The following is a 20,980-nucleotide window of genomic DNA, read 5'->3' as shown; positions in this document are numbered from 1 at the left end:
CTTTTGAAAAATGGTACCTATATTTTGATTTTGTCTTTTAGCAAAAACTCCATCAAGGCTTTTTGCGCATGTAAACGGTTTTCAGCCTCATCCCATACCACTGAGCGTGGGTCATCTAACATATCATGAGAGATCTCCTCACCACGATGCGCTGGCAAACAGTGCATAAAGACTACTTCAGAATCGGCTTTATCTAGCAGTGATGGTGTCACTTGATAAGAGGAAAAACGACGCGCACGCGTGTTTTGTTCAGACTCTTGACCCATGCTTGCCCACACATCAGTGACAATTAAGTGAGAGTCTTTTGCCGCTTCTTGTACGTTTTCAACGATACTCACGCAATGTGAGAAGCGTTTCATCAGCTCAGGGTCAGGCTCAAAGCCATAAGGCGCGGCTACTCGTAGCTCAAAGCCAAACTGATTGGCAGCTTGCATGTAGGATGCACACATATTGTTGCCATCACCGACCCAAGTGACGATTTTATTTTCGATACTACCGCGATGCTCGTAGTAAGTTTGCATATCAGCTAATAGCTGGCATGGATGAAATTCATCCGTTAAGGCATTAATGATTGGTACGCTTGAGTATTTTGCAAAGGTTTCGACTTTTTCATGACCAAAGGTGCGAATCATAATGATATCGACCATGCTAGAGATAACGCGCGCGGAATCCTCAATTGGCTCACCGCGTCCAAGTTGGGTATCATTTGGCGATAAGAAGATAGCGCTACCACCAAACTGTCCCATGCCGGTTTCAAACGAGATACGCGTGCGGGTGGATGATTTCTCAAATATCATACCGAGCGTACGACCAACAAAGGGCTGGTATATCTCGCCTGCATGTTGCATATGACGCAATTCGCTGGCGCGTTTGATAAGATTTTCTAGTTCTTGTTTGGTTAAATCAGATAAGGTCAAAAAATGGCGCAAACTCATAGCAATCCTAGCAGTCGAACAAAGTCAATGAAAATGATACGTTATCAGCCGGCAATGATATCGCGTCAATGCGTATACTGGAATGACAACAAACTTTTAGTATAGCGCAATTACTCTCAATGTAAATATCCAATTTGCCATGATTTATCAGTCATGCAAAGCTGCATTCGATGAGACATTATCTGACATGGCGATTACATCTGTATACGATTTGGGCGTACGCTTAGACGACACAATAGCTCATAGCCAATCGTATCAGCATGGGTGGCAACTTCATCAACATGCGGCGCATCACCCCATAGTATGACCTTGCTATTTAAAGCGCTACTCTCTGGTACAGCGCTCACATCGATGACAATCATATCCATTGCGACACGCCCAATCACTGCACATGAGTAGCGTTGCTGATTTACGGCGTCAATGACTGAAACATAAGCATCCCCATTGACAACGCGGGGATATCCATCACCATAACCAATACTAACGAGAGCTGTTTTAACATCTTGCTGGGCTATCCAGCGGCTGCCATAACCGATGGCGTCGCCAGCTTGTACGGTCTGCAAGGCAATAATTTGTGCGCTAAATTCCATAGCTGGCTGCAAATTTAGCGTATACGCGCTTTGGTCGATAACAGGCGCACTGCCATATAACATAATGCCTGGACGTACCCAATCATGATGATGCTCTGGGAAATTAACGATACCAGCAGAGTTGCACAACGATCCTTTAATATTAGTACTGACTGTTTGTCGTAAAGTACTTAGCATGTCATTAAAACGCTGGATTTGTATGGCATTTAATGGGTGATCTTGATTGTCGGCATTGGCAAAATGGGTGGTCAAAATCAGCTGATAGCCAGCATCATGCAGAGATTTTGCGGCTGAACTAAGCGTTTGGTTATTAAAACCTAAACGATTCATACCCGTGTTGTACTTTATCCAAACCATTCTAGTGGCGCTATCAACAGGTGGTATTTGCTCTAATGCCCAGTCCAATTGCGGCGCATGATGAATCACGCAACTGATATCATGCTCAATGGCTTGTTGCCACTCATCAACAGTAAAGGCCCCTTCAATAAGACCAATGGTTTTATCCCAGCCCAATTGCCGTGCTTCTAACGCTTCTCTTAAAGTAGCGACCCCGATACCATCTGCTTGCTGTAACGCTGGTAGGACGGCGGCGACGCCATGTCCATAGGCATTGGCTTTTACCATCGCAAGGACGTTAGATTTTGGTGCTAACGCTTTTACTTGATTAAGATTATGAGTAATGGCGGCAGGCTTGATCGTAATTGTGCGCATAATAAGCTTCTTATTTAGCAAAGTTATGAAGGAATAAATTTATAAAGCCAGTAATTCATCAATTGAGTTGATGAGTCACTGGCCATTTTTATGAGCAATTTTGATGAGTAATTATCTGTCAGTTTTATTATTCGTCGTTCTCAAAACTGACATTTTGATAGTATTCTGGCGTCAAATTGATAAAGCGGGTAAATTGTCCTTCAAAACCCAAACGTATGGTGCCGATAGGGCCGTTACGCTGCTTACCAATAATGATTTCAGCCACACCTTTGTGGTCTGAGTTTTCATTATAAACCTCATCACGATAGATGAACATAATCAAGTCGGCATCCTGCTCAATCGCACCAGATTCACGCAGATCCGACATAATAGGACGTTTGTTAGGACGATTTTCTAGACTACGGTTAAGCTGCGACAAGGCGATAACTGGACATTCAAGCTCACGTGCTAGGGCTTTTAAACTTCGAGAAATCTCAGAGATTTCCCCAACACGGTTGCCATCTAGACCGGGTACTTTCATTAATTGTAGATAATCGACAATGATAGCGCCAAGTTTGCCATCATGATTTTTGGCAATACGGCGGCAGCGTGAACGCAGCTCAGAGGGTGGCAGGGCAGTACTGTCATCAATATATAGATGCTTTGACTGCAAATGCTGAATGGCGTTCATCATTTTTGCCCATTCATCTTCATTCATTTGCCCAGAACGCAGATGTGTTTGGTTGATTGCGCCCCAAGATGATAGCAAACGCATCACGATAGATTCTGCGGGCATTTCCATCGAAAATACCACTACAGGCAAATCTTCATTAAATAAAATCCCTTCTGCTAAGTTCATCGCAAAGGTGGTTTTACCCATTGATGGACGCGCAGCCACAATGACTAAATCGCCTGCTTGCAAGCCTTGGGTTTTATTATTGAGCTCAACAAATGGGGTTTGTAGTCCAATCATGCCATCTGGATTTGATTTGAGCTCTTGGATTTTATCAATGACATTGGTCAATACGGCAGTAATACCGACAGGTCCACGCTGCTCTGCACGTTTATTATGCTGCTCATTGATGCTAAATATCTTCGCTTCTACGTTATCCAAAATATCGCTGACGGTTTGGTCTTTGGGATTATAGGCTAGGGTCAACATATCATTGCCGGTAGTAATCAGCTGACGTAGTGTAGATAGCTCGCGTACACGCTGGGCGTAAGCCGTCAGGTTAAACAAAGTTGCTGGACTTTGGCTCAAGATATCCGCCAAATAGCTGTCGCCGCCTGCGCTTTTTAGCAGCTTTTGTGCCTCTAACCAATCATGTACCATAACCGTGTCATAAGGCTCATTGACTGCAGCTAAATGCGCAATAGCATCAAAAATATACTGATGTCGCCCAGCATAAAAATCGTCTTTGGTAACGATATCTGCAATCTTATCGTATGCCTCTTCGATACTCATCAAAGACGCCAGCAGCGCCTTTTCAATATCGATATTGTGCGGTGGTGTTTGATTGAGTAAGTCGTCGGTTTTTTCAGTATCTGCCATGAGTGCCTAATATTTCAAAAGTCGGTATAGATGGGTATTGTTGTAAGTATTTATTTTAGTAATGATACAGCAAAGCAAGCGCAATGCATTTCGATGAGAGAAGTACCAAAACGTCATCTCACGCGTGCCAGTAAATGCTACAATCAAAAGCGAAAGTTTAACACATTATGTGATTTTTTCAGCCCAGATAAGTAATTATCTATAAAAATGCCTGCTTCTATGAAATGAAGTTCATGGCATATAACACAGCTTAAAATACGCTCATTTATCATAAAAAATACAATAGAATCAGCTTCTTAATATAATAATAGGATGTTAGTGCTATGCAAGAAAAATTGCCATTATTAATCACGACTGGTGAACCTGCGGGTATTGGTATGGATATCGTACTGCTGCTAGCGGCTGAGGGTAAGTTACAGGATTTTGATCGTCCAGTTTGGGTCACAGCAGATAGCACGGCAATGCAAAAACGTGCCGATGAGCTCATTGCTGCAGGCATACTAAAAAGCTGCCCACCTTGGAAAACGATCAATGCAAATGAGGCAATTATAGAAGACGATGATTTTTTAAATCAAATGTCACAGCAGAGTATTAACAGTGGCGCTATTAATAATGATAATGCTTTTATCTTATTAAATATTCCCTGTGCTGCGCCCGTCGCTTGTGGGAAAATTGATATCAATAACTCCGCAATGGTGGTAACGCAGTTGGAAATAGCGCATAAACTGGCAGCCAACAAAACAGTCGCCGCTATCGTCACCGGACCACTACAAAAATCTGCATTGATAGATGCTGGTATTAAACTGTTAGATGGCACGATGTTTAGTGGGCATACGGAATTTTTTATGCAGCAAAGTGGCTGTGATAAAGTCGTCATGATGCTTGCTAATGAAGCCATGAAGGTGGCACTTGTTACAACGCACTTGGCATTAAAAGACGTGCCTGCAGCCATCACTGCCGATAACGTACGCCAAACAGTGCAAATTGTTATCGATGATATGTGTAAGAAATTTGGCTTGACGCAGCCGCGTATCTTAGTTTGCGGTCTAAATCCGCATGCGGGCGAGGGCGGGCATTTGGGCATTGAGGAGATTGAGATTATCAATCCAGTGCTACAAGAATTTATCAATATTGGGATAGATATATCAGAGGCGATGCCAGCGGATACTTTATTCACGCCGAGACATTTAGCCAACTGCGATGCAGTGATTGCCATGTATCACGACCAAGGGTTGCCTGTACTCAAGTCACATGGCTTTGGTGATACAGTCAATTTGACTTTGGGACTGCCTTATATTCGTACTTCTGTCGATCACGGTACTGCGCTTGATTTGGCAGGACGTGGCGGTGCTAGTGCCACCAGCCTATACCAAGCACTCATCATGGCAAATGAGATGGCCGATAAATCGCTTATTGATAGACTTCTTGTATAAGTCGATACTTTGGCGAGATTTGTCACTCAGTATTGGATAACGTTACCGTCAGTAATACCTATTTATGAATCATCAAACACGCCTTAATATAAGTGGTTCCATTATACCAGTCTGTTTTAAGTGGTCTGTTAATAGGTTTAGAGGGTGAAATAGCTGGTTCCATTGGGGTATACCTCAGGAAAATTAATCTAAGTCAACTCTTCTCTATTCAAAATTATTTACTATAATTAGTCTTATATTCATCGCAACCTGATGATTGAAATCCAATATCACATGCTTTGTCATACCATTCTTTAGCAATAGCATAATCTTGACGTACGCCCTGACCTTTTTCGTACATAGTGGCTATAGCATATTGAGCAAATGGATAGTCTTGACTAGCTGCTTTTGTGTACCAATAAATTGCTTTATTATAATCTTGCGGCACACCATAACCTTTGTGGTATAAGTCACCTAGAGTGAACTGAGCCGCTACGTCTCCTTGATCAGCTGCTTTCGTGTACCAATATACTGCTTTATTATAGTCTTGAGATACACAGTAACCTAGACTGTACATGACGCCTAAGTTGGACTGAGCCGCTATATCTCCTTCATTAGCTGCTTTATTGTACCAATAGGTTGCTTTGTCACAATCTATATTTATTTCTATACCTTCTCTATATCTCTCGGCAAGATTAAACTGCGATTTTACATCGCCTTGTTCTGCCAGTCTTTGTAGCTTTGCAACATCACTTTCTTTCTTAACCTTCAATTGCGTCTGTAAAGCTTGTTGATTAGTTGCACTTTGAATTTGTTGGCAACCCATCAACAAAAATGGTGAAGATAAAAGAAAAAGAAGGGTAGTTGTCATTTTAGACTTAGAAAAGATCATAGAGTCGCGTCACTAACTGTGGTTTATTCGTTAATCATACCATTTGCTAAAAAACTTAGTCTACTAGCAAAAAAAGCCTTTCTTGAGGGGCTATGTTTTTTACTAATTACAAATAACTCTATACTCTCTTTATCATAAGACGCGTTGTTGAAATACATTCGATGCCTGTATAGCGCACCGATCACTAATAGAATATGTATGGTAAGTACATCATGAAGTACCCTGTGAGTATTTCAGCGAGTTAAAACATTGATACTAGTAGCCTACAGCCTAGTGTTCAAGTCCTCACTAGGGTACCGTATATATAACCAATATTATAGCAAATGGTTTAGAACAAAAAAGCTACTGTGTCGGTTGCGCCAAGGTATGGGTAGTTTACGGATCAAATATCTCAAAAACACAGTCAAATAATAAGCTGTGATATAATTCATCCCAATAAAACACTCATTTTATCGTCATTGCTCACTTTTACCTCTTACTCATTAAGACTATTCTATGTCAAAAACTACATTTGATGCTCAATCTATTACCAACAGCCTACGTGCTGCCAAACACCAACCGCGTAAACGCTTTGGTCAAAACTTCTTACATGACCGTAGTGTTATCCGTGAGATTGTTGAGAGCATTCGCTTAGAGCGTGATGACAATTTGATTGAGATTGGGCCAGGGATGGGCGCACTGACTGAGCCGTTATTGGCAGAAGTAGATGCGATGACTGTAGTCGAGTTGGATCGTGATTTGGCAGATAGCTTGCGTATCCGTATCGGGGCTAATAGTCATCCAAATTTTGAGATTATCAAAAACAATGCCATGCATGTGGATTATCGGGAGCTTTATAGCGATGAGCGCGGCAAATTACGCGTGGTGGGTAATCTACCGTATAACATCTCAACGCCCATACTCTTTCACTTACTCAGCTATGCCGATGTGATTGAAGACATGCACTTTATGCTGCAAAAAGAAGTGGTTGAACGTATCACCGCTGACGTCGGTAGCAAAACCTATGGTCGCCTATCGGTCATTATGCAGTACCACTGCCATACGGATTATTTGCTCACCGTACCACGTGGTGCTTTTAATCCGCCGCCAAAAGTGACCAGTGCCGTATTTCGTCTGACGCCGCACATTATTAAGCCAGTCGTGGCAGAAGATGAAGAGTATTTTGCATTGGTAGTGCGCGAAACCTTTAATCATCGCCGTAAAACGTTGCGCGCTATATTCAAAAAATCAACGTTATTGCCAACGTTGAGCGAAGACGATTTTGCAGCTTGCGCCATTGATCCACAAGCCCGTCCTGAAACCTTAAGCGTGAAAGATTTTGTCAATTTGAGCAATCAAGCGCGTAAAGTAGAAGGCTGATTTATCAGTGCTATTCATACCGTAGATATCATTCATTGCTAAGTAGTATCTACAATATTCACAAGAAAGATTGAGAGCTTATGAGTTATCGTCATCAGTATGTTATCGGTGATTTGCAAGGCTGCTATGCTGCGTATCTTCAGCTACTTAAAACATTGGATTTTGATCCAGAACAAGATAAATTATGGTTTGCAGGCGACTTAGTGGCACGTGGCGAGGACTCTTTAAATACCTTGCGTCATGTCAAAGATTTGTGTGAGCAAGGGGCAGCCGCGACTGTACTTGGCAATCATGATATCAATTTGCTAGCCGTATGGCGTGGGGCGACGAAAATTAAGAAAAAAGATAAGACAGCACCGATTTTTGCAGCTGATGATTGTGATGAGTTGCTAGAGTGGCTACGTCATCAGCCATTATTGGTTTATCCTGATAAGCATACGGTGCTGGTGCATGCTGGTATTCCGCCGCATTGGAGTATTGAAGACGCCGAAAAGTATGCACATCAGTTAGAGTCGCAGTTGCGAAGTCATTTAAAACAGCTTGATAGATTGTTGCCAAATCTCTATAGCAAGACGGCAGATAATTGGCATGCAGACATTCATGGATTTACGAAAATGCGAGCGATTGCCAATTATTTTACTCGCATGCGCTTATGTCAGCAGGATGGGCTGCTTGAATTTAGCTTTACATCAGGGCTAGATGAGCGCATGCCAGAGGATTTTTTACCTTGGTTTGAATGGCAAGTGCCGCGCACTCGTAAGGTGTTATTTGGGCATTGGGCCGCGCTCAAAGGTGAAGTTGATCTGCCTTATGCTCGTGCACTAGATGGTGGCTGTGTTTGGGGTAATCATTTGCTAGCCTATCGCTTAAGTGATGGCAAGACCATCACGTCAAGTGCGCAGTGCTTGCCGATATCTTCTTAATTTTTTAGTGATTCCAAAAACCAATCAAGCCATCAAATTAACCCATTAACTGGGTAGATTTGGTGGCTTTTTTGGTTTAGGTAGTGGCGTTTTGGCGTCGCCTGCAACTTTGTTATCAGCAGTGCTGTCTTGACTAATCGCATCAGATACCGTCTGATTATTCTCATCAAAAGCAGCATGCGTTTTACCATATTGAATATCCTGACTATAAGGGACGCTGCTAAGTGCTTCCTCTGTCAGACCATCATCAAGCTCAATGGTTTTATGTATGGCTGGTTTATTGACGGTAATATGAGCTTCGCGGTTGTTTAGTTCAGGACTCAGCTGATGCTCTGCTGATGGATTAGTATAATGTATATCAGTGACCGCCTGCTGTCCTTCTATTTTCTTCTGCAAGGCTTTTGGGAGCACTTTGACATCAGATAAGCGCCTTACCACATAGTTTTTAGGAAGTGGCTGATTGCTATTTTGTGATGCGGTATCATCGAAAATCATCTGACCTTGGCTATCAATACGTGCATACTTCATCGGTTTGTCGCGTGGCCAGAAAAAGTCAGAAGGATGCGTCATTAAGTGGCTGAAGAGTTGCTTAGTTAAGCGACTCCAATCAACGAATTTCACCTCTTTTGAGCGTAAAGCGACAAGAAGTGCCAGTGAGAAACTGACGATCAAGTTGACCATACCGATAAGTAAGACGCCAAAGACAGAAAGCAGCACCACTTGCCACTCTAGCTGATTGGACGACATATTAAATAAGCCATGAGCCAAGTTCGCTGAAGCAAAGGCAATATGGCGAATATCAATTGGTAAGCCAAATAAGAAACCAATCGTTGCAGTACTTCCTAGGAAAACCCCAAAGATAAAGTTGCCCATGATGGCACCAAGATTGGCTTCTATAAAGCCGCCTAAACGTTGTAGCCATGCTTTGGGCAATAAATACTGTAATAGCTTATGACGCTGAATACGGGCGCCTATCTGGTTGTAGACCGCCAAATTATCATAATAGCCAGCAATCAGACCCGATAAGAATAAATATACCCCAGCAATGGCAGCATGTGGCAAAGCTAGTGAGCGAAAAGGGTCGAGATCATGAAGTAGGTGAGCCGCCTTATCGGTATCAATCATCGGCGCGCCAGTATATTGCAACCAAGCAAAAGAGATGATCAAGGCGACTGGTATAGCCATCATAATATTACCCATGATGGCAATGAACTGGGTGCGTAAAATATCGACCACCAATTCAGACAGCTTATTTAACTGATGGGACTTTTTACCCGAGCTGTCTGATATGGTTGAGGCGATAGCTGCCGCTGTCATGGCAGGCTGTTTGGTAGCGACTGTACCATGGACGATGTGGATGAAAACAAAGCCCAAACCATAAATCATACTATTGACAAAGGCGCGACCCATTGGTGCGAGAGCTAAGTGATATGCCAATATCTTAGTCGTCGCCATAAAAGCAATGATAAAGCCACCGATAGAGGCTTTTTTAAACATCTTCTGATAACCGGATTTATCAGTACTAATATAGTGTTCGCCAACGCGGCTGGCGTTTTCAGTGACTTTTCGCGATAGCAGCTTAGTATTATTGTCAATCAAATAGCCAATACTATAACGATGACTGGCAGTCGTAATCAGCGCTTGAATCAACTCAATTATTGCCCGATCGCGCTTATCGTAGTTGTTTGCTACCAGCTCAGTCAATATACGCATGCGCTGTAAGCTTTGATCTAAGCGTAGCATCATGTTGGTTAGGCGAATAGAGATACCGGTTTTGTAAATGCGCTTGCGTATGGTGGCAACGATGTCTTCGCATTGCTCAATCATGACCAATAGAGGCGCTGGATCCACAGCTTTTTCGGGAATGATATCAGTTAAGGTGTCGAGCTCATGTGCTTCTCGGTACTGATTGACGTACAAGACTGCTTCTTGATTTTGTGCCACAAACGACGCTGAATAATTCAGCATTTGCGGGTAAGATTCCATCAAATCTGGATGCAAGCCAATACCGCTGATACGATACGATAAAATGATAATCGCGTTCAAAATACTGTTTTTTGCCGTCGCAACTAAGTTTAGATGCTGCTCATGGACTTTGAGTAGCCCGACCAGCTCATCCCATTTTTCTTTTTCGATATGGGCAAGCCAGCGCTCATCAGAGCGTTTATCAAATAAATAACCGACCAATTCTACGACAGAATCTTCTTGTGGCAGTAGTGGCAAAAAACGATGACCAATCAAACGGCGCAAACTGTAAAAGAAACCCTGATCTGACATAATGCCAGTATCGGTATAAAGAGCGATCTGGCGGTATTCGATAATAAGTTTTAGGACGAAACTCGACAGCCCATCGCCATATTCTGGATGCTGACGTAAAACCTCAATAAGATTTTGAATATTCTGATTGGCTAAAGTAGGCTCTTTATCACTTACTCGTAGCTCATCGATTAAGCGCTTAAGTACCGCGGGATCTGGTACATCACTTAAGGCAGTAATCTGTTGTAAAATGTGTTTTATCTCTGACACATCGTATCCCTTATGGTAGTTATTTCAATCATCGTTATTATGTAGTATGTGAAATAAGACATATTCTTCTTTTAGTGACTGGCTGTAATTATCACTGTGGCGGTACATATCTTTATTAATTTACCGCTTGTTAATTTACTGCGCCCTCATTTATAAGTTTTAGTATATTTTTATTAAGTTTAAGGCATCTGGTTTTGCGTTATTTTAATCGTAACGGCTCATCAATAGTCAACTATTTTGTTAGCAGGTATTTTGATGACTATTGTGTCAATTTTATGAAGATATTTTTGGCAAAAAAAGGGACAGTAGCGTGACTGTCCCCTTAATCATAGTGCGGCAGGGCTTACTTTATTATAAAAGTAACCAATTAGCTAGCAGGTACGTCAAAGTAATTCAGGTCAAAGTTCATCATCGGATCACTACCAGCTTCAACCATCTGAGCATGGGCATCGATACGTGGCAAGATACGACCAACGAAATAATCAGCAAGCTTGGCTTTATTGGTGTAAAACTCACCTTCTTTGCCATTGGCCGCCTCAACCATCAACGCAAACATATACGAGTAGGCTAGGTAACCAAAGGCATGCATATAATCAACCGCACAGCCGTTAATTTCATTCTTACGCTCACCAATATTATTGAGCACCGTTGTGGTTAGTGCTTCAATTGTATCAGCAGCATCTAGCGTCGCTTGCTTGATACCGTGCTCTGCTTGCATATTATTGACAAAATCACGAATTTCACCTAAGAAATGGGTAACGTATTTGCCGTTATTTTTCGCCACTTTACGACCTAGTAAATCAAGCGCTTGAATACCATTGGTACCTTCATAGATCTGGGCGATACGCGTATCACGAACGATTTGCTCCATACCCCATTCACGTATATAGCCATGACCGCCAAATACTTGCTGGCAATCAATAGTGGCTTCTAGTGCTTTGTCAGTCAAGAATGCTTTAGCCACTGGCGTCAATAGAGCAACACGTGCGGCAGCAGCTTGAGCGGCCTCTGGATCGGTACTAAATTTCTCTTCATCAAGGTTTTTGGCAACGTACATCGCAAAGCAGCGTGACGCTTCAGTGTTGGCTTTGGCATTCAATAGCATACGGCGTACATCGGCATGATGAATGATGGCATCTGCTGGTTTTTCTGGGCTTTGCAGTTGGGTATCGCTACGACCTTGACCACGGTCATTGGCATATAACGCCGCATTTTGATAAGCAAGCTCAGAACCACCAAGCCCTTGTAGACCCATGGTGACACGCTCATAGTTCATCATAATGAACATTGATGACAGACCCGTGTTTTCTGCACCAACCATCCAGCCTTTGGCGCTATCAAAGTTCATCACACAAGTGGCAGAGGCTTTGATACCCATTTTATGCTCGATAGAGCCGACTGCTAAGGTGTTGCGCTCGCCTAAGCTGCCATCTTCATTGACCAAGAATTTCGGTACGACAAATAGTGAAATACCTTTTGAGCCTTCTGGTGCATTCGGTGTTTTTGCCAGTACCAGATGAATGATATTGTCAGTTAGGTCATGCTCACCGCCAGTGATAAAGATTTTGGTACCAGAGATATCATAGCTACCGTCATCATTAGGAATAGCTTTGGTTTTGATGATACCCAAGTCAGTACCAGCATGTGGCTCTGTCAAGCACATGGTGCCAGCCCATTCGCCGTTGTACATTTTCTCTAAGTAAGTTTGCTTTTGCTCTTCAGAGGCAGCCGCGTTTAGGCACAATGTTGCACCAACGGTCAGGTTAGGGTAGAGAGCGAATGATTGGTTGGCAGTGAATACCATCTCTTCAGTCAGCATAGTCACCATTTTTGGGAAACCTTGACCACCGTATTCAGAATTACCACTTAAGCCAACCCAGCCAGATTCAGCATACTGCTTATAAGCTTCTTTAAAGCCAGTTGGAGTCGTAACGACGCCATCACCTTGGAAGGTTGCGCCTTCTTCATCACCGCTACGGTTGATAGGTAACAAAACGTTTTTTGTCAGTTTTGCCATTTCTTCCAAAATCATATCGACCGTTTCCATATCGACATGAGCAAGATTCTCGTTATTTTGCCAAAATTTAGGCGCGTTAAACACATCATTTAAGATAAAGCGCATGTCATTAAGAGGGGCATTATAAACAGCCATAAACATTCCTTTGGTTCAAATAAATAACAGTGAGTTGAACAAATTTATAAGAGATCTTTTGAGTTGGGATTAATATTCATTATTAAAGTTTAGCAAATTAGCTTGCGCACGGGTGTATTTGTTCGTGAATTATGCGTACACCAAAAGTATGGATTATTTTATTTAAAAAATGACTATGGCAGATGTTAAGTGATAGTAAATAAAATCGGCAACACACCTTAGTATGTTGCCGATAGAAAATACATTATTTAGCGCTACAAAAAAATGATCAATCAATATTTTTTGGTGTTAATTAAAACGCAAATTGATCAACATCCATGCTCATATACGGCTCAACACCAGTGCTGATACGCTGTACGTGAGTGGTGGTACGTGGCAACAGTTTGGCAAAGTAGAACTGTGCGGTTTTTACTTTCGCGTCGTAGAAGGCTTGTTCGCTACTACCGTTAGCAAGTTCAGTTTGTGCCACTAATGCCATGCGTGCCCATAAATAGGCTAGCGTCACATAACCGCTGAAATACATATAATCGACCGCCGCGCCGCCAACCGCATCTGGGTTTTCAGTCGCTTGCATGCCGATGCGTGCAGTCAAATCACCCCATTCTTTAAGATGTTTGGCAAGTGGGCGAATGAATTGACCCATCTCGTCGTTTTCTTTGTTTTCTTCACAGAATGTCTGGATGATTTTGACGAAGTTTGCTAGCAGCTTGCCTTGTGAGCCCAATACTTTACGACCTAATAGATCAAGCGCTTGGATTTCAGTAGTACCTTCGTAAAGACATGCAATACGCGTATCACGGACGTTTTGCTCCATACCCCATTCACTGATAAAGCCGTGACCACCATAAACCTGTACGCCATGGTTGGCTGCTTCTAGACCAGTTTCTGTCAAGAACGCTTTAGCAATAGGCGTCAATAATGACAGCATTTGGTCAGCAAATTTAAGCGCATCGCCTTCGCCTTTTGCGACAGTATCGGCAAAATGTGAGAGGTAATAGACTAAAGCACGGCCACCTTCAGCAAAGGCTTTTTCAGTCAACAGCATGTTACGAACCGCTGGATGTACAATGATAGGGTCAGCGACTTTTTCAGGGGCTTTAACACCAGATAATGAACGCATCGCTAGACGATCTTTGGCATAAGTCAATGAGCCTTGGAATGCATATTCTGCTGCTGTTAAACCTTGCACTGCGGTACCAATACGCGCCACGTTCATAAAGGTAAACATGCACTGTAGACCACGGTTTTCTGGGCCAATCAGATAACCTGTTGCGCCATCAAAATTCATCACGCACGTGGCTGAGGCTTTGATGCCCATTTTGTGTTCGATAGAGCCACAAACGACGTTATTGTTTTCACCTAGGCTGCCATCTTCGTTGACCGTTACCTTAGGAACGATAAACAGTGAGATGCCTTTTGTACCAGCAGGCGCACCTGGTAGACGAGCCAATACAATGTGAATGATATTATCCGTTAAGTCATGCTCACCAGCTGAAATAAAGATTTTTTGACCAGTGATGCTATAGCTACCATCTTCTTTAGGCTCGGCTTTGGTTCGGATAATACCCAAATCAGAACCTGCATGTGCTTCAGTCAAGCACATGGTGCCTGACCATTCGCCGCTGACCATTTTTTCTAGGTAGGTTTGTTTTTGCTCGTCTGTACCGTGATGCTCGATGGTTTGAATGGCACCATGAGATAAACCAGGGTACATAGAGAATGACCAGTTAGCCGTACCAACCATTTCATTAATGACTGTCGATAATGAAAACGGCATGTTTTGACCGCCGAAGTCTTCTTCAGCAGATAGGGCTGGGAAGCCAAGCTCACAATACGCTTTGTATGCTTCTTTAAAGCCTTTTGGCGTGGTAACTTGACCATTGTTAAATTGGCAGCCTTCAGCGTCACCACTTTGATTCAATGGTGATAGCTCATTTTCAGCAAAGCTTGCGGCCATCTCAAACAGACTGTCCATTAGCTCACGATCTGCTTCTTGGAATGCTGGTAAGGTTTTATAATGGCTTTCGCTGTCAAGTAACTCATGCATCACGAATTGGATATCACGTAAGGGTGCTTTGTATTGCATAACTTCCTGTCCTTTTTTGGTATATGACCGACAGCGATGGGATGACTGTTGTAAGTCTGAGTTGCTAGTATCTTGCTGGCATGGAGTGTGTCTGCATTATTAACAAACAACGATACCGATCATATGAAATAACATTGAGAAAAGAATTAAGACCGTATCTGTAAATTCTTGGTAAAAGATAGGCGTTCACTGGAAAATATACAAGTTTGGAGACAATACTGATAAGTCATCAACCTATCTTGCATCCTATGTACAATATAGCCTACACGCTAAGCGCGTTTATCGATATGGTAGAGGAACGATATGAGGGTGTTTTATACTCGCTCTCTAATCATTGCTATTTTTAGACAAATGTTGTTGCATTAACATGTTGGTTGTAACTTCAGCAGACATAGGTTTGCCAAACCAATAGCCTTGACCATACTGGCAACCCATAGCCAAGAGCAAATCGCGCTGTTGCTCATTTTCGATACCTTCTGCGATGACCTGCATATCCAGTGCTTCTGCTAATGCCAAAATAGCGTTAACAATGGCACGTTGAGTTTTGTCTGCGGTAATTTTAGAGATGAAACTTTTATCGATTTTAATGAAGTCAAAGGGATATTCTTGCAGATAACTCAAAGAAGCATAGCCGGTACCAAAGTCATCTAAAGCCAAGCAAACCCCTAGCGCTTTTAACGAATTTAGCTGTTCTTTAACATTAGAGTGGCGCTTCATCAAAGAAGATTCTGTCACCTCAATATGTAATTGGTGCGCGGCAATTTGATGCTGTGCCAGTAAATTACTGACCACATCAAAAAATTCTGGATTGCTGAATTCAGCGGCATCGGCATTGATACAGATATGTTGGTCAAAGCCAAGTTTTTGCCAAATGGTTAATTGTTCAGCGATTTGGGTTGCAACTTGAGAGAACAACTCAAGCGATAATTTGTGAGAGAGAATGGCATCAATAAAATCAATAGGTTGCAGCAATCCGCGAATGGGATGCTGCCAGCGTACCAAAGCTTCAAAGCCTGAAATATCACCTGTATCTAGGGCGAATTTGGGTTGATAATAGGCGATAAACTGACCTTCGTTAGTGGCTTTTTTAAGCTCATATTCTAATTGTAAATGATCAGCATTGAGCTCAAGAAGGGAGTTGTTATACCAAAAGACATCGTCGCCACCTTGCTGCTTGACATAATTTAATGCTCTTTCAGCTTTGGTTAATAAGCCGATAAACTCATTATCATTTTCAGGATAGTAACTGACCCCGACAGAGACATGACAATACACCTCGGTATTTGTGGCTCCATTATCACTAATAAAGAAAGGACGCTCACACATTTGCATTAAAATATCTAGTTGATGGCGCACCATATTGGCATCACTACACTCAAACAGTAAAGCAAAATCATCACCGCCAAAATGAGAGAAACAGCGCAAACAACCGAGTTTTAGGTCTTTGATGCGTGTCACAAATTTTTTTATTAAGCTATTGATACCATCGGGACCCAGTAAGCTTGCAAGGCTGCGATAGCGATCAATATTTAAACGTACAATGATAACTTCTTGATAGCTATCCAGTAACAAGTCGCTAGTTTGGCTCAAAAATACTTTGCGGTTAGGCAGTTCAGTTAATTGGTCGTAGTTTAACAAGTGTGCTACTTGTTTTTTATTTTTTACCACGGCAGACATATCTCTAACCATACCAACGTAATAAATAGTATGACCTATTTTTATTTTTCGATAGGTCATATAACAATCTAGAAGATCTCCGTAGCGATTTGGCATTGAAAAGTCGTTTTCATAAAAACCTTGACTGTCTAAGTGTTCAGCAATATCTACTAGAATAGATCTTTCTTCTTCTGATAAAAATTCAGCCGCGTATATACCAAGTGGACGCCCAAGTAAAAAATCTTCCGTATAACCGATCATGCGCTCATAAGTTGCATTGACCGATAAATAATACAAATTTGCATCCAATATAAAGATAGCATCTTCATATTGTTCACAAAGTTTGACCAATAATTGCTGTTTATCCGCCAGTGGCATTGGTGTAAAAGCAGTCATAAATGAACTCATAAATTAGAGGTAAATCGATAAAGAGAGCTTTTCGTATTGGCAATTAGCGCTGTTTTAATGTAATTAGTGCAGTTTAAAAAGATACAGTGCTACTAGGACAAATTTTTGAAGACTGTGGTGCTCATACGCATAGTGCACAGCAAGCGAAATTTGTCTCAGTAAAACGCTATTTCATTTGTATCTTTTATTGTGAACTGACTATATAACGCTTTGCACTGCTACTAAGGATTGACACGTGGCAACAGCGCTTGCAATGTTGCCAAGGCGACTACTGGCGCAGTTTCTGTTCGTAATACCCTTGTGCCAATTTGCCAAGGCTCAAAACCAACGTCTGCTGCTTGAGCGCATTCGTTAGCACTTAGGCCACCTTCAGGACCAATCAACAATTCAATATAAGGCACTGGTTGCTGTAATACCGATAGTAGCGAATCAGGCATAGCAGGTTGTCCTGCCGCTGGTACACTAAGCTGTAGACGCAAATCAGCGGGTTGTTGTAATACTTGATAATAAGCATCCTGACTAAGGGTGGTAACCATAGAGCTGATAGTCGCTTCTATCTTCACAGGCGTGGTCGTTGTGATAGGCTTAAGCCAATCGTTAATGGGAATAGGCGCAATAATAAGCGGTGGACGGTTAAGACCGCATTGCTCACAGGCAGCAATCGCAACCTGCTGCCAATGAGCAAGCTTTTTTTCGACTTGGGCAGGCTTCAGGTTGACCTCGCCATGATGACTGCTTAGCAATTGGATGGCAGTGACGCCAAGCTCGGTAGATTTTTGAATGGCGTAATCCATCCGTTCGCCACGACTCATTACCAGCCCGATTTTGGTAAATATTGGTGCACTATTATCATTATTTGTGTGAGAAAGCAGGGTCACAGTCGCGTTTTTTTTACTGATGGTCAGTATCTGTACCTGATATTCACCGCCAAAACCGTCAAATAAGATACCTTTATCGCCAATATTAGCGCGTAATACACGGCACCAATGATGGATGATACTTTCGGTTAATTCGACGCTGGCACCGATAGGCAAGGTGCTAAGCTGAGGGTAGGTCGCAGCCTTTTCATTGGTAACGTCATTACTAATGTTGCTATTAGTGGCATAAAAGAAACGTCGCAAAATTACTTATTCCTATAATGGGGGTCATGATATTTTTAAATATCTTAGCAGAATATCATTTGAGTGGGTAAAGGGATTGTCAATAATGGAATTCGCATAACTGCAATTCCCATACCAAAAAAGACTGGCGCTCCTAGGAACGCCAGTCATTAAGCAATACATTCGGTAAATATTTAAGCAATCAAGCCTAAGGCTTCAATTAAGCGCTTGTTTGGCTCAACCTTATTCATGCTATAAAAATGCATGGCAGGTACACCCTCGCTAATTAAACGCTCACACAGACGATAGACCACTTCAAAGCCAAACTCGCGAATCGCCTTACTATCATCACCAAAGTCAGCCAATTGCTTACGTACATAACGCGGAATATCGGCGCCACAGCTGTCAGCAAAACGCATCAGATTGCTAGAGTTGGTGATGGGCATAATGCCAGCAACCAATGGCTGTGCTACGGTATCAATACCGCGTTTTTCTAAGCTCTCACGCAGATACAAGTAGCTATCAGCGTTGTAGAAAAACTGGGTAATCGAAGCATTGGCGCCAGCTTGATATTTATTGACCAAGTTGTCGACATCAAGCTTAAAGCTACGCGCTTGTGGATGCATCTCAGGATAGGCGGCTACTTCGATATGGAAATGATCGCCCGAATGCTCACGGATGAACTTGACCAAATCTAATGCAAACGGCAGCTCGCCCATGCCTACTTGACCTGAAGGCAAATCGCCACGTAATGCGACCAAACGTTTGATGCCCAAGCTTTTGTAATGCTCAAGTAACTCGGCAATTTCACTTTTATCATCGCCAATACAAGACATATGCGGCGCAATATCAGTCTCACCGCGCGCGCATAAGGCTTGGACAATATCTAAAGTGCGGCTACGAGTTGAACCACCAGCACCATAGGTCACCGAAAAGTACGCAGGTGACAGCTTATTCAGCTCATCATAAGTGCTGAGGAGCTTTTCGTGTCCTTGCTCGGTTTTGGCTGGGAAAAACTCAAAGGAGAAAGCAGGCTTAGTCACAGTCTGACTCCTTTTAGTATTTATAAGCGTCAGGCTTAAATGGACCTTCAACAGGTACGCCTAAATACTCAGCTTGCTTTTCAGTCAACTTGGTTAGCGTACCATTAAAGCCAGCAACCATCGCAGCGGCAACTTCTTCGTCTAGCTTTTTCGGTAACACTTTGACGTATAAGTTTTCAGTACGTGTATCAGCTGGCAAGTCAGCAAATTTTTCTTCATACAGATACATTTGTGCCAATACTTGGTTAGCAAATGAGCCGTCCATCACGCGCGATGGGTGACCAGTAGCATTACCCAAATTTACCAAACGACCTTCAGCAAGCAAAATCAAGTAATCATTTTCGTCGTCTGAGCGGAAGATTTGATGCACTTGTGGTTTAATCTCAACCCAGCGCCAGTTGTCACGCATAAATTGGGTGTCAATTTCGGTGTCAAAATGACCGATGTTACAAACGACTGCACCAGGCTTCAATGCTGCAAGCATATGTCTGTCACAAACATGGTAGTTACCAGTAGTGGTAACAATCATGTCGGTATCTTCTAACAGACGCGTATTGATGTTTTCTGCGCCGCCAGTGTTATCGCCGTTGATATAAGGTGACAATACTTCAAAGCCGTCCATACAAGCCTGCATGGCACAGATAGGATCGACTTCTGAGACACGGACAATCATGCCTTCTTGACGTAGACTTTGCGTAGAGCCTTTACCCACATCGCCATAACCGATAACTAAGGCGCGGCGACCAGCAAGGAACATGTCGGTAGCACGTTTGATGGCATCATTTAAACTATGACGGCAGCCGTATTTATTATCGTTTTTAGACTTAGTAACCGCGTCATTAACGTTGATAGCGGGTACTTTAAGCGTACCTTTACCAAGCATTTCAACCAAGCGATGGACACCAGTGGTGGTTTCTTCTGAGATACCATGGATGTTATCAAGAAGCTCGGCATAATCGTTATGAATCAAAGCAGTCAAATCACCGCCGTCATCCAAGATTAAGTTAGCATCCCAAAGCTGACCTGATTCTTCACCACCAACGTGGATTTGTTGACGTAAGCACCATTCGTACTCTTCTTCGGTTTCGCCTTTCCAAGCGTAAACAGAGATACCAGCAGCAGCAATCGCAGCAGCAGCATGGTCTTGAGTTGAGAAGATGTTACATGATGTCCAGCGTACTTCAGCACCTAGCGCGACTAGTGTCTCGATAAGTACGGCGGTTTGGATGGTCATGTGGATACAGCCAGCGATTTTTGCGCCTTTAAGCGGCTGATCGGCTTCGTAGCGACGACGCAAACCCATAAGGGCAGGCATTTCGGCTTCGGCTAGAGTGATTTCACGGCGGCCGTAATCAGCTAGGCTGATGTCGGCGACTTTATAGTCAGTGAAAGAGGGGTCGATCGTATGGGCAGATGGGGTGTTAGACACTGCGTCCATAATATGCTCCTATCAGTGGTTAATGTATGATAAAAAGAATAATAACGCAGGTGCCGTTATTTGCGCTGTCAACAATCATGAGAAAGATTATTCAACAGTTGCCGAGCCTAACATAACCACTGATTAGCATGGCTCTAAAGCCTATTTGCAAGATCAGATATTATGGTGCAACACCTCTCGGAGGGTGATTATTGTAATAGATGATGTGTAATTTGTCA

At 42.7% G+C, this 20,980-nt stretch carries 14 protein-coding genes; 3 read left to right on the top strand and 11 right to left on the bottom strand.

Features of this window, described 5'->3' with window-relative positions; all coding sequences use genetic code 11:
• Window positions 1-17: 17 nt before the first annotated feature.
• From argF to dnaB, 3 genes are all read right to left on the bottom strand, one after another.
• Window positions 18-935, bottom strand: a complete 918-nt coding sequence (gene argF / locus PCRYO_RS07455; protein ID WP_011513792.1) for an ornithine carbamoyltransferase — start codon at window positions 933-935, stop codon at window positions 18-20.
• A gap of 194 nt (window positions 936-1,129) precedes the next feature.
• Complete coding sequence (alr, locus tag PCRYO_RS07450; RefSeq protein ID WP_011513791.1) at window positions 1,130-2,236, bottom strand: alanine racemase; 1,107 nt, start codon at window positions 2,234-2,236, stop codon at window positions 1,130-1,132.
• Window positions 2,237-2,363: 127 nt separating this feature from the next.
• Window positions 2,364-3,767 carry a replicative DNA helicase gene (dnaB, locus tag PCRYO_RS07445; protein WP_011513790.1) on the bottom strand — a complete coding sequence of 468 codons (1,404 nt, stop codon included), beginning with the start codon at window positions 3,765-3,767 and terminating at the stop codon, window positions 2,364-2,366.
• Between the two features lie 323 nt (window positions 3,768-4,090).
• On the opposite strand from dnaB, the gene pdxA reads away from it, so the two are divergent.
• Window positions 4,091-5,200, top strand: coding sequence for a 4-hydroxythreonine-4-phosphate dehydrogenase PdxA (pdxA, locus tag PCRYO_RS07440; RefSeq protein ID WP_011513789.1), 1,110 nt, complete (start codon window positions 4,091-4,093; stop codon window positions 5,198-5,200).
• A 214-nt stretch (window positions 5,201-5,414) separates the two neighbouring features.
• Here the strand turns inward: pdxA and PCRYO_RS07435 are convergent, their stop codons facing one another.
• Complete coding sequence (locus PCRYO_RS07435) at window positions 5,415-6,050, bottom strand: tetratricopeptide repeat protein (RefSeq protein WP_192941322.1); 636 nt, start codon at window positions 6,048-6,050, stop codon at window positions 5,415-5,417.
• Between the two features lie 516 nt (window positions 6,051-6,566).
• Between PCRYO_RS07435 and rsmA the strand changes: the two genes are divergently transcribed.
• Window positions 6,567-7,430 carry a 16S rRNA (adenine(1518)-N(6)/adenine(1519)-N(6))-dimethyltransferase RsmA gene (gene rsmA, locus PCRYO_RS07430; RefSeq protein WP_011513787.1) on the top strand — a complete coding sequence of 288 codons (864 nt, stop codon included), beginning with the start codon at window positions 6,567-6,569 and terminating at the stop codon, window positions 7,428-7,430.
• Between the two features lie 80 nt (window positions 7,431-7,510).
• On the top strand, window positions 7,511-8,353 hold the full coding sequence (locus PCRYO_RS07425; RefSeq protein WP_011513786.1) for a symmetrical bis(5'-nucleosyl)-tetraphosphatase: 843 nt from the start codon (window positions 7,511-7,513) through the stop codon (window positions 8,351-8,353).
• 45 nt (window positions 8,354-8,398) lie between these two features.
• On the opposite strand, the gene PCRYO_RS07420 is transcribed toward PCRYO_RS07425, so the two are convergent.
• From PCRYO_RS07420 to ahcY, 7 genes are all read right to left on the bottom strand, one after another.
• Complete coding sequence (locus PCRYO_RS07420; protein ID WP_011513785.1) at window positions 8,399-10,879, bottom strand: site-specific recombinase; 2,481 nt, start codon at window positions 10,877-10,879, stop codon at window positions 8,399-8,401.
• A 367-nt stretch (window positions 10,880-11,246) separates the two neighbouring features.
• On the bottom strand, window positions 11,247-13,031 hold the full coding sequence (locus PCRYO_RS07415) for an acyl-CoA dehydrogenase C-terminal domain-containing protein (RefSeq protein ID WP_011513784.1): 1,785 nt from the start codon (window positions 13,029-13,031) through the stop codon (window positions 11,247-11,249).
• A 292-nt stretch (window positions 13,032-13,323) separates the two neighbouring features.
• Window positions 13,324-15,117 (bottom strand): acyl-CoA dehydrogenase C-terminal domain-containing protein, encoded by a 1,794-nt coding sequence (locus tag PCRYO_RS07410; RefSeq protein WP_011513783.1) that lies wholly within the window; start codon window positions 15,115-15,117, stop codon window positions 13,324-13,326.
• A 327-nt stretch (window positions 15,118-15,444) separates the two neighbouring features.
• Window positions 15,445-17,169, bottom strand: coding sequence for a putative bifunctional diguanylate cyclase/phosphodiesterase (locus tag PCRYO_RS07405; protein ID WP_105575664.1), 1,725 nt, complete (start codon window positions 17,167-17,169; stop codon window positions 15,445-15,447).
• Between the two features lie 233 nt (window positions 17,170-17,402).
• Window positions 17,403-18,302 (bottom strand): 16S rRNA (uracil(1498)-N(3))-methyltransferase, encoded by a 900-nt coding sequence (locus tag PCRYO_RS07400; protein ID WP_011513781.1) that lies wholly within the window; start codon window positions 18,300-18,302, stop codon window positions 17,403-17,405.
• A 173-nt stretch (window positions 18,303-18,475) separates the two neighbouring features.
• Window positions 18,476-19,324: a methylenetetrahydrofolate reductase gene (locus tag PCRYO_RS07395; protein WP_011513780.1), complete on the bottom strand. Its 849-nt coding sequence runs from the start codon at window positions 19,322-19,324 to the stop codon at window positions 18,476-18,478.
• A 13-nt stretch (window positions 19,325-19,337) separates the two neighbouring features.
• On the bottom strand, window positions 19,338-20,762 hold the full coding sequence (gene ahcY, locus PCRYO_RS07390; protein WP_011513779.1) for an adenosylhomocysteinase: 1,425 nt from the start codon (window positions 20,760-20,762) through the stop codon (window positions 19,338-19,340).
• Between the last annotated feature and the right edge of the window lie 218 nt (window positions 20,763-20,980).

It is taken from the genome of Psychrobacter cryohalolentis K5, from assembly GCF_000013905.1.
GTDB classification, from domain to species: Bacteria; Pseudomonadota; Gammaproteobacteria; order Pseudomonadales; family Moraxellaceae; genus Psychrobacter; species Psychrobacter cryohalolentis.
Note: the sequence above shows the minus strand (reverse complement) of the source record. Positions and strands in the feature narration are given on the sequence as shown.

What these genes read in the sequence shown, in the direction of transcription:
- alr (WP_011513791.1), bottom strand. Translation starts at nt 2,236, where the DNA reads ATGCGCACAATTACGATCAAGCCTGCCGCCATTACTCATAATCTTAAT.
- rsmA (WP_011513787.1), top strand. Translation starts at nt 6,567, where the DNA reads ATGTCAAAAACTACATTTGATGCTCAATCTATTACCAACAGCCTACGT.
- PCRYO_RS07410 (WP_011513783.1), bottom strand. Translation starts at nt 15,117, where the DNA reads ATGCAATACAAAGCACCCTTACGTGATATCCAATTCGTGATGCATGAG.
- PCRYO_RS07425 (WP_011513786.1), top strand. Translation starts at nt 7,511, where the DNA reads ATGAGTTATCGTCATCAGTATGTTATCGGTGATTTGCAAGGCTGCTAT.
- argF (WP_011513792.1), bottom strand. Translation starts at nt 935, where the DNA reads ATGAGTTTGCGCCATTTTTTGACCTTATCTGATTTAACCAAACAAGAA.
- PCRYO_RS07435 (WP_192941322.1), bottom strand. Translation starts at nt 6,050, where the DNA reads ATGACAACTACCCTTCTTTTTCTTTTATCTTCACCATTTTTGTTGATG.
- PCRYO_RS07405 (WP_105575664.1), bottom strand. Translation starts at nt 17,169, where the DNA reads ATGACTGCTTTTACACCAATGCCACTGGCGGATAAACAGCAATTATTG.
- PCRYO_RS07415 (WP_011513784.1), bottom strand. Translation starts at nt 13,031, where the DNA reads ATGGCTGTTTATAATGCCCCTCTTAATGACATGCGCTTTATCTTAAAT.
- dnaB (WP_011513790.1), bottom strand. Translation starts at nt 3,767, where the DNA reads ATGGCAGATACTGAAAAAACCGACGACTTACTCAATCAAACACCACCG.
- pdxA (WP_011513789.1), top strand. Translation starts at nt 4,091, where the DNA reads ATGCAAGAAAAATTGCCATTATTAATCACGACTGGTGAACCTGCGGGT.
- ahcY (WP_011513779.1), bottom strand. Translation starts at nt 20,762, where the DNA reads ATGGACGCAGTGTCTAACACCCCATCTGCCCATACGATCGACCCCTCT.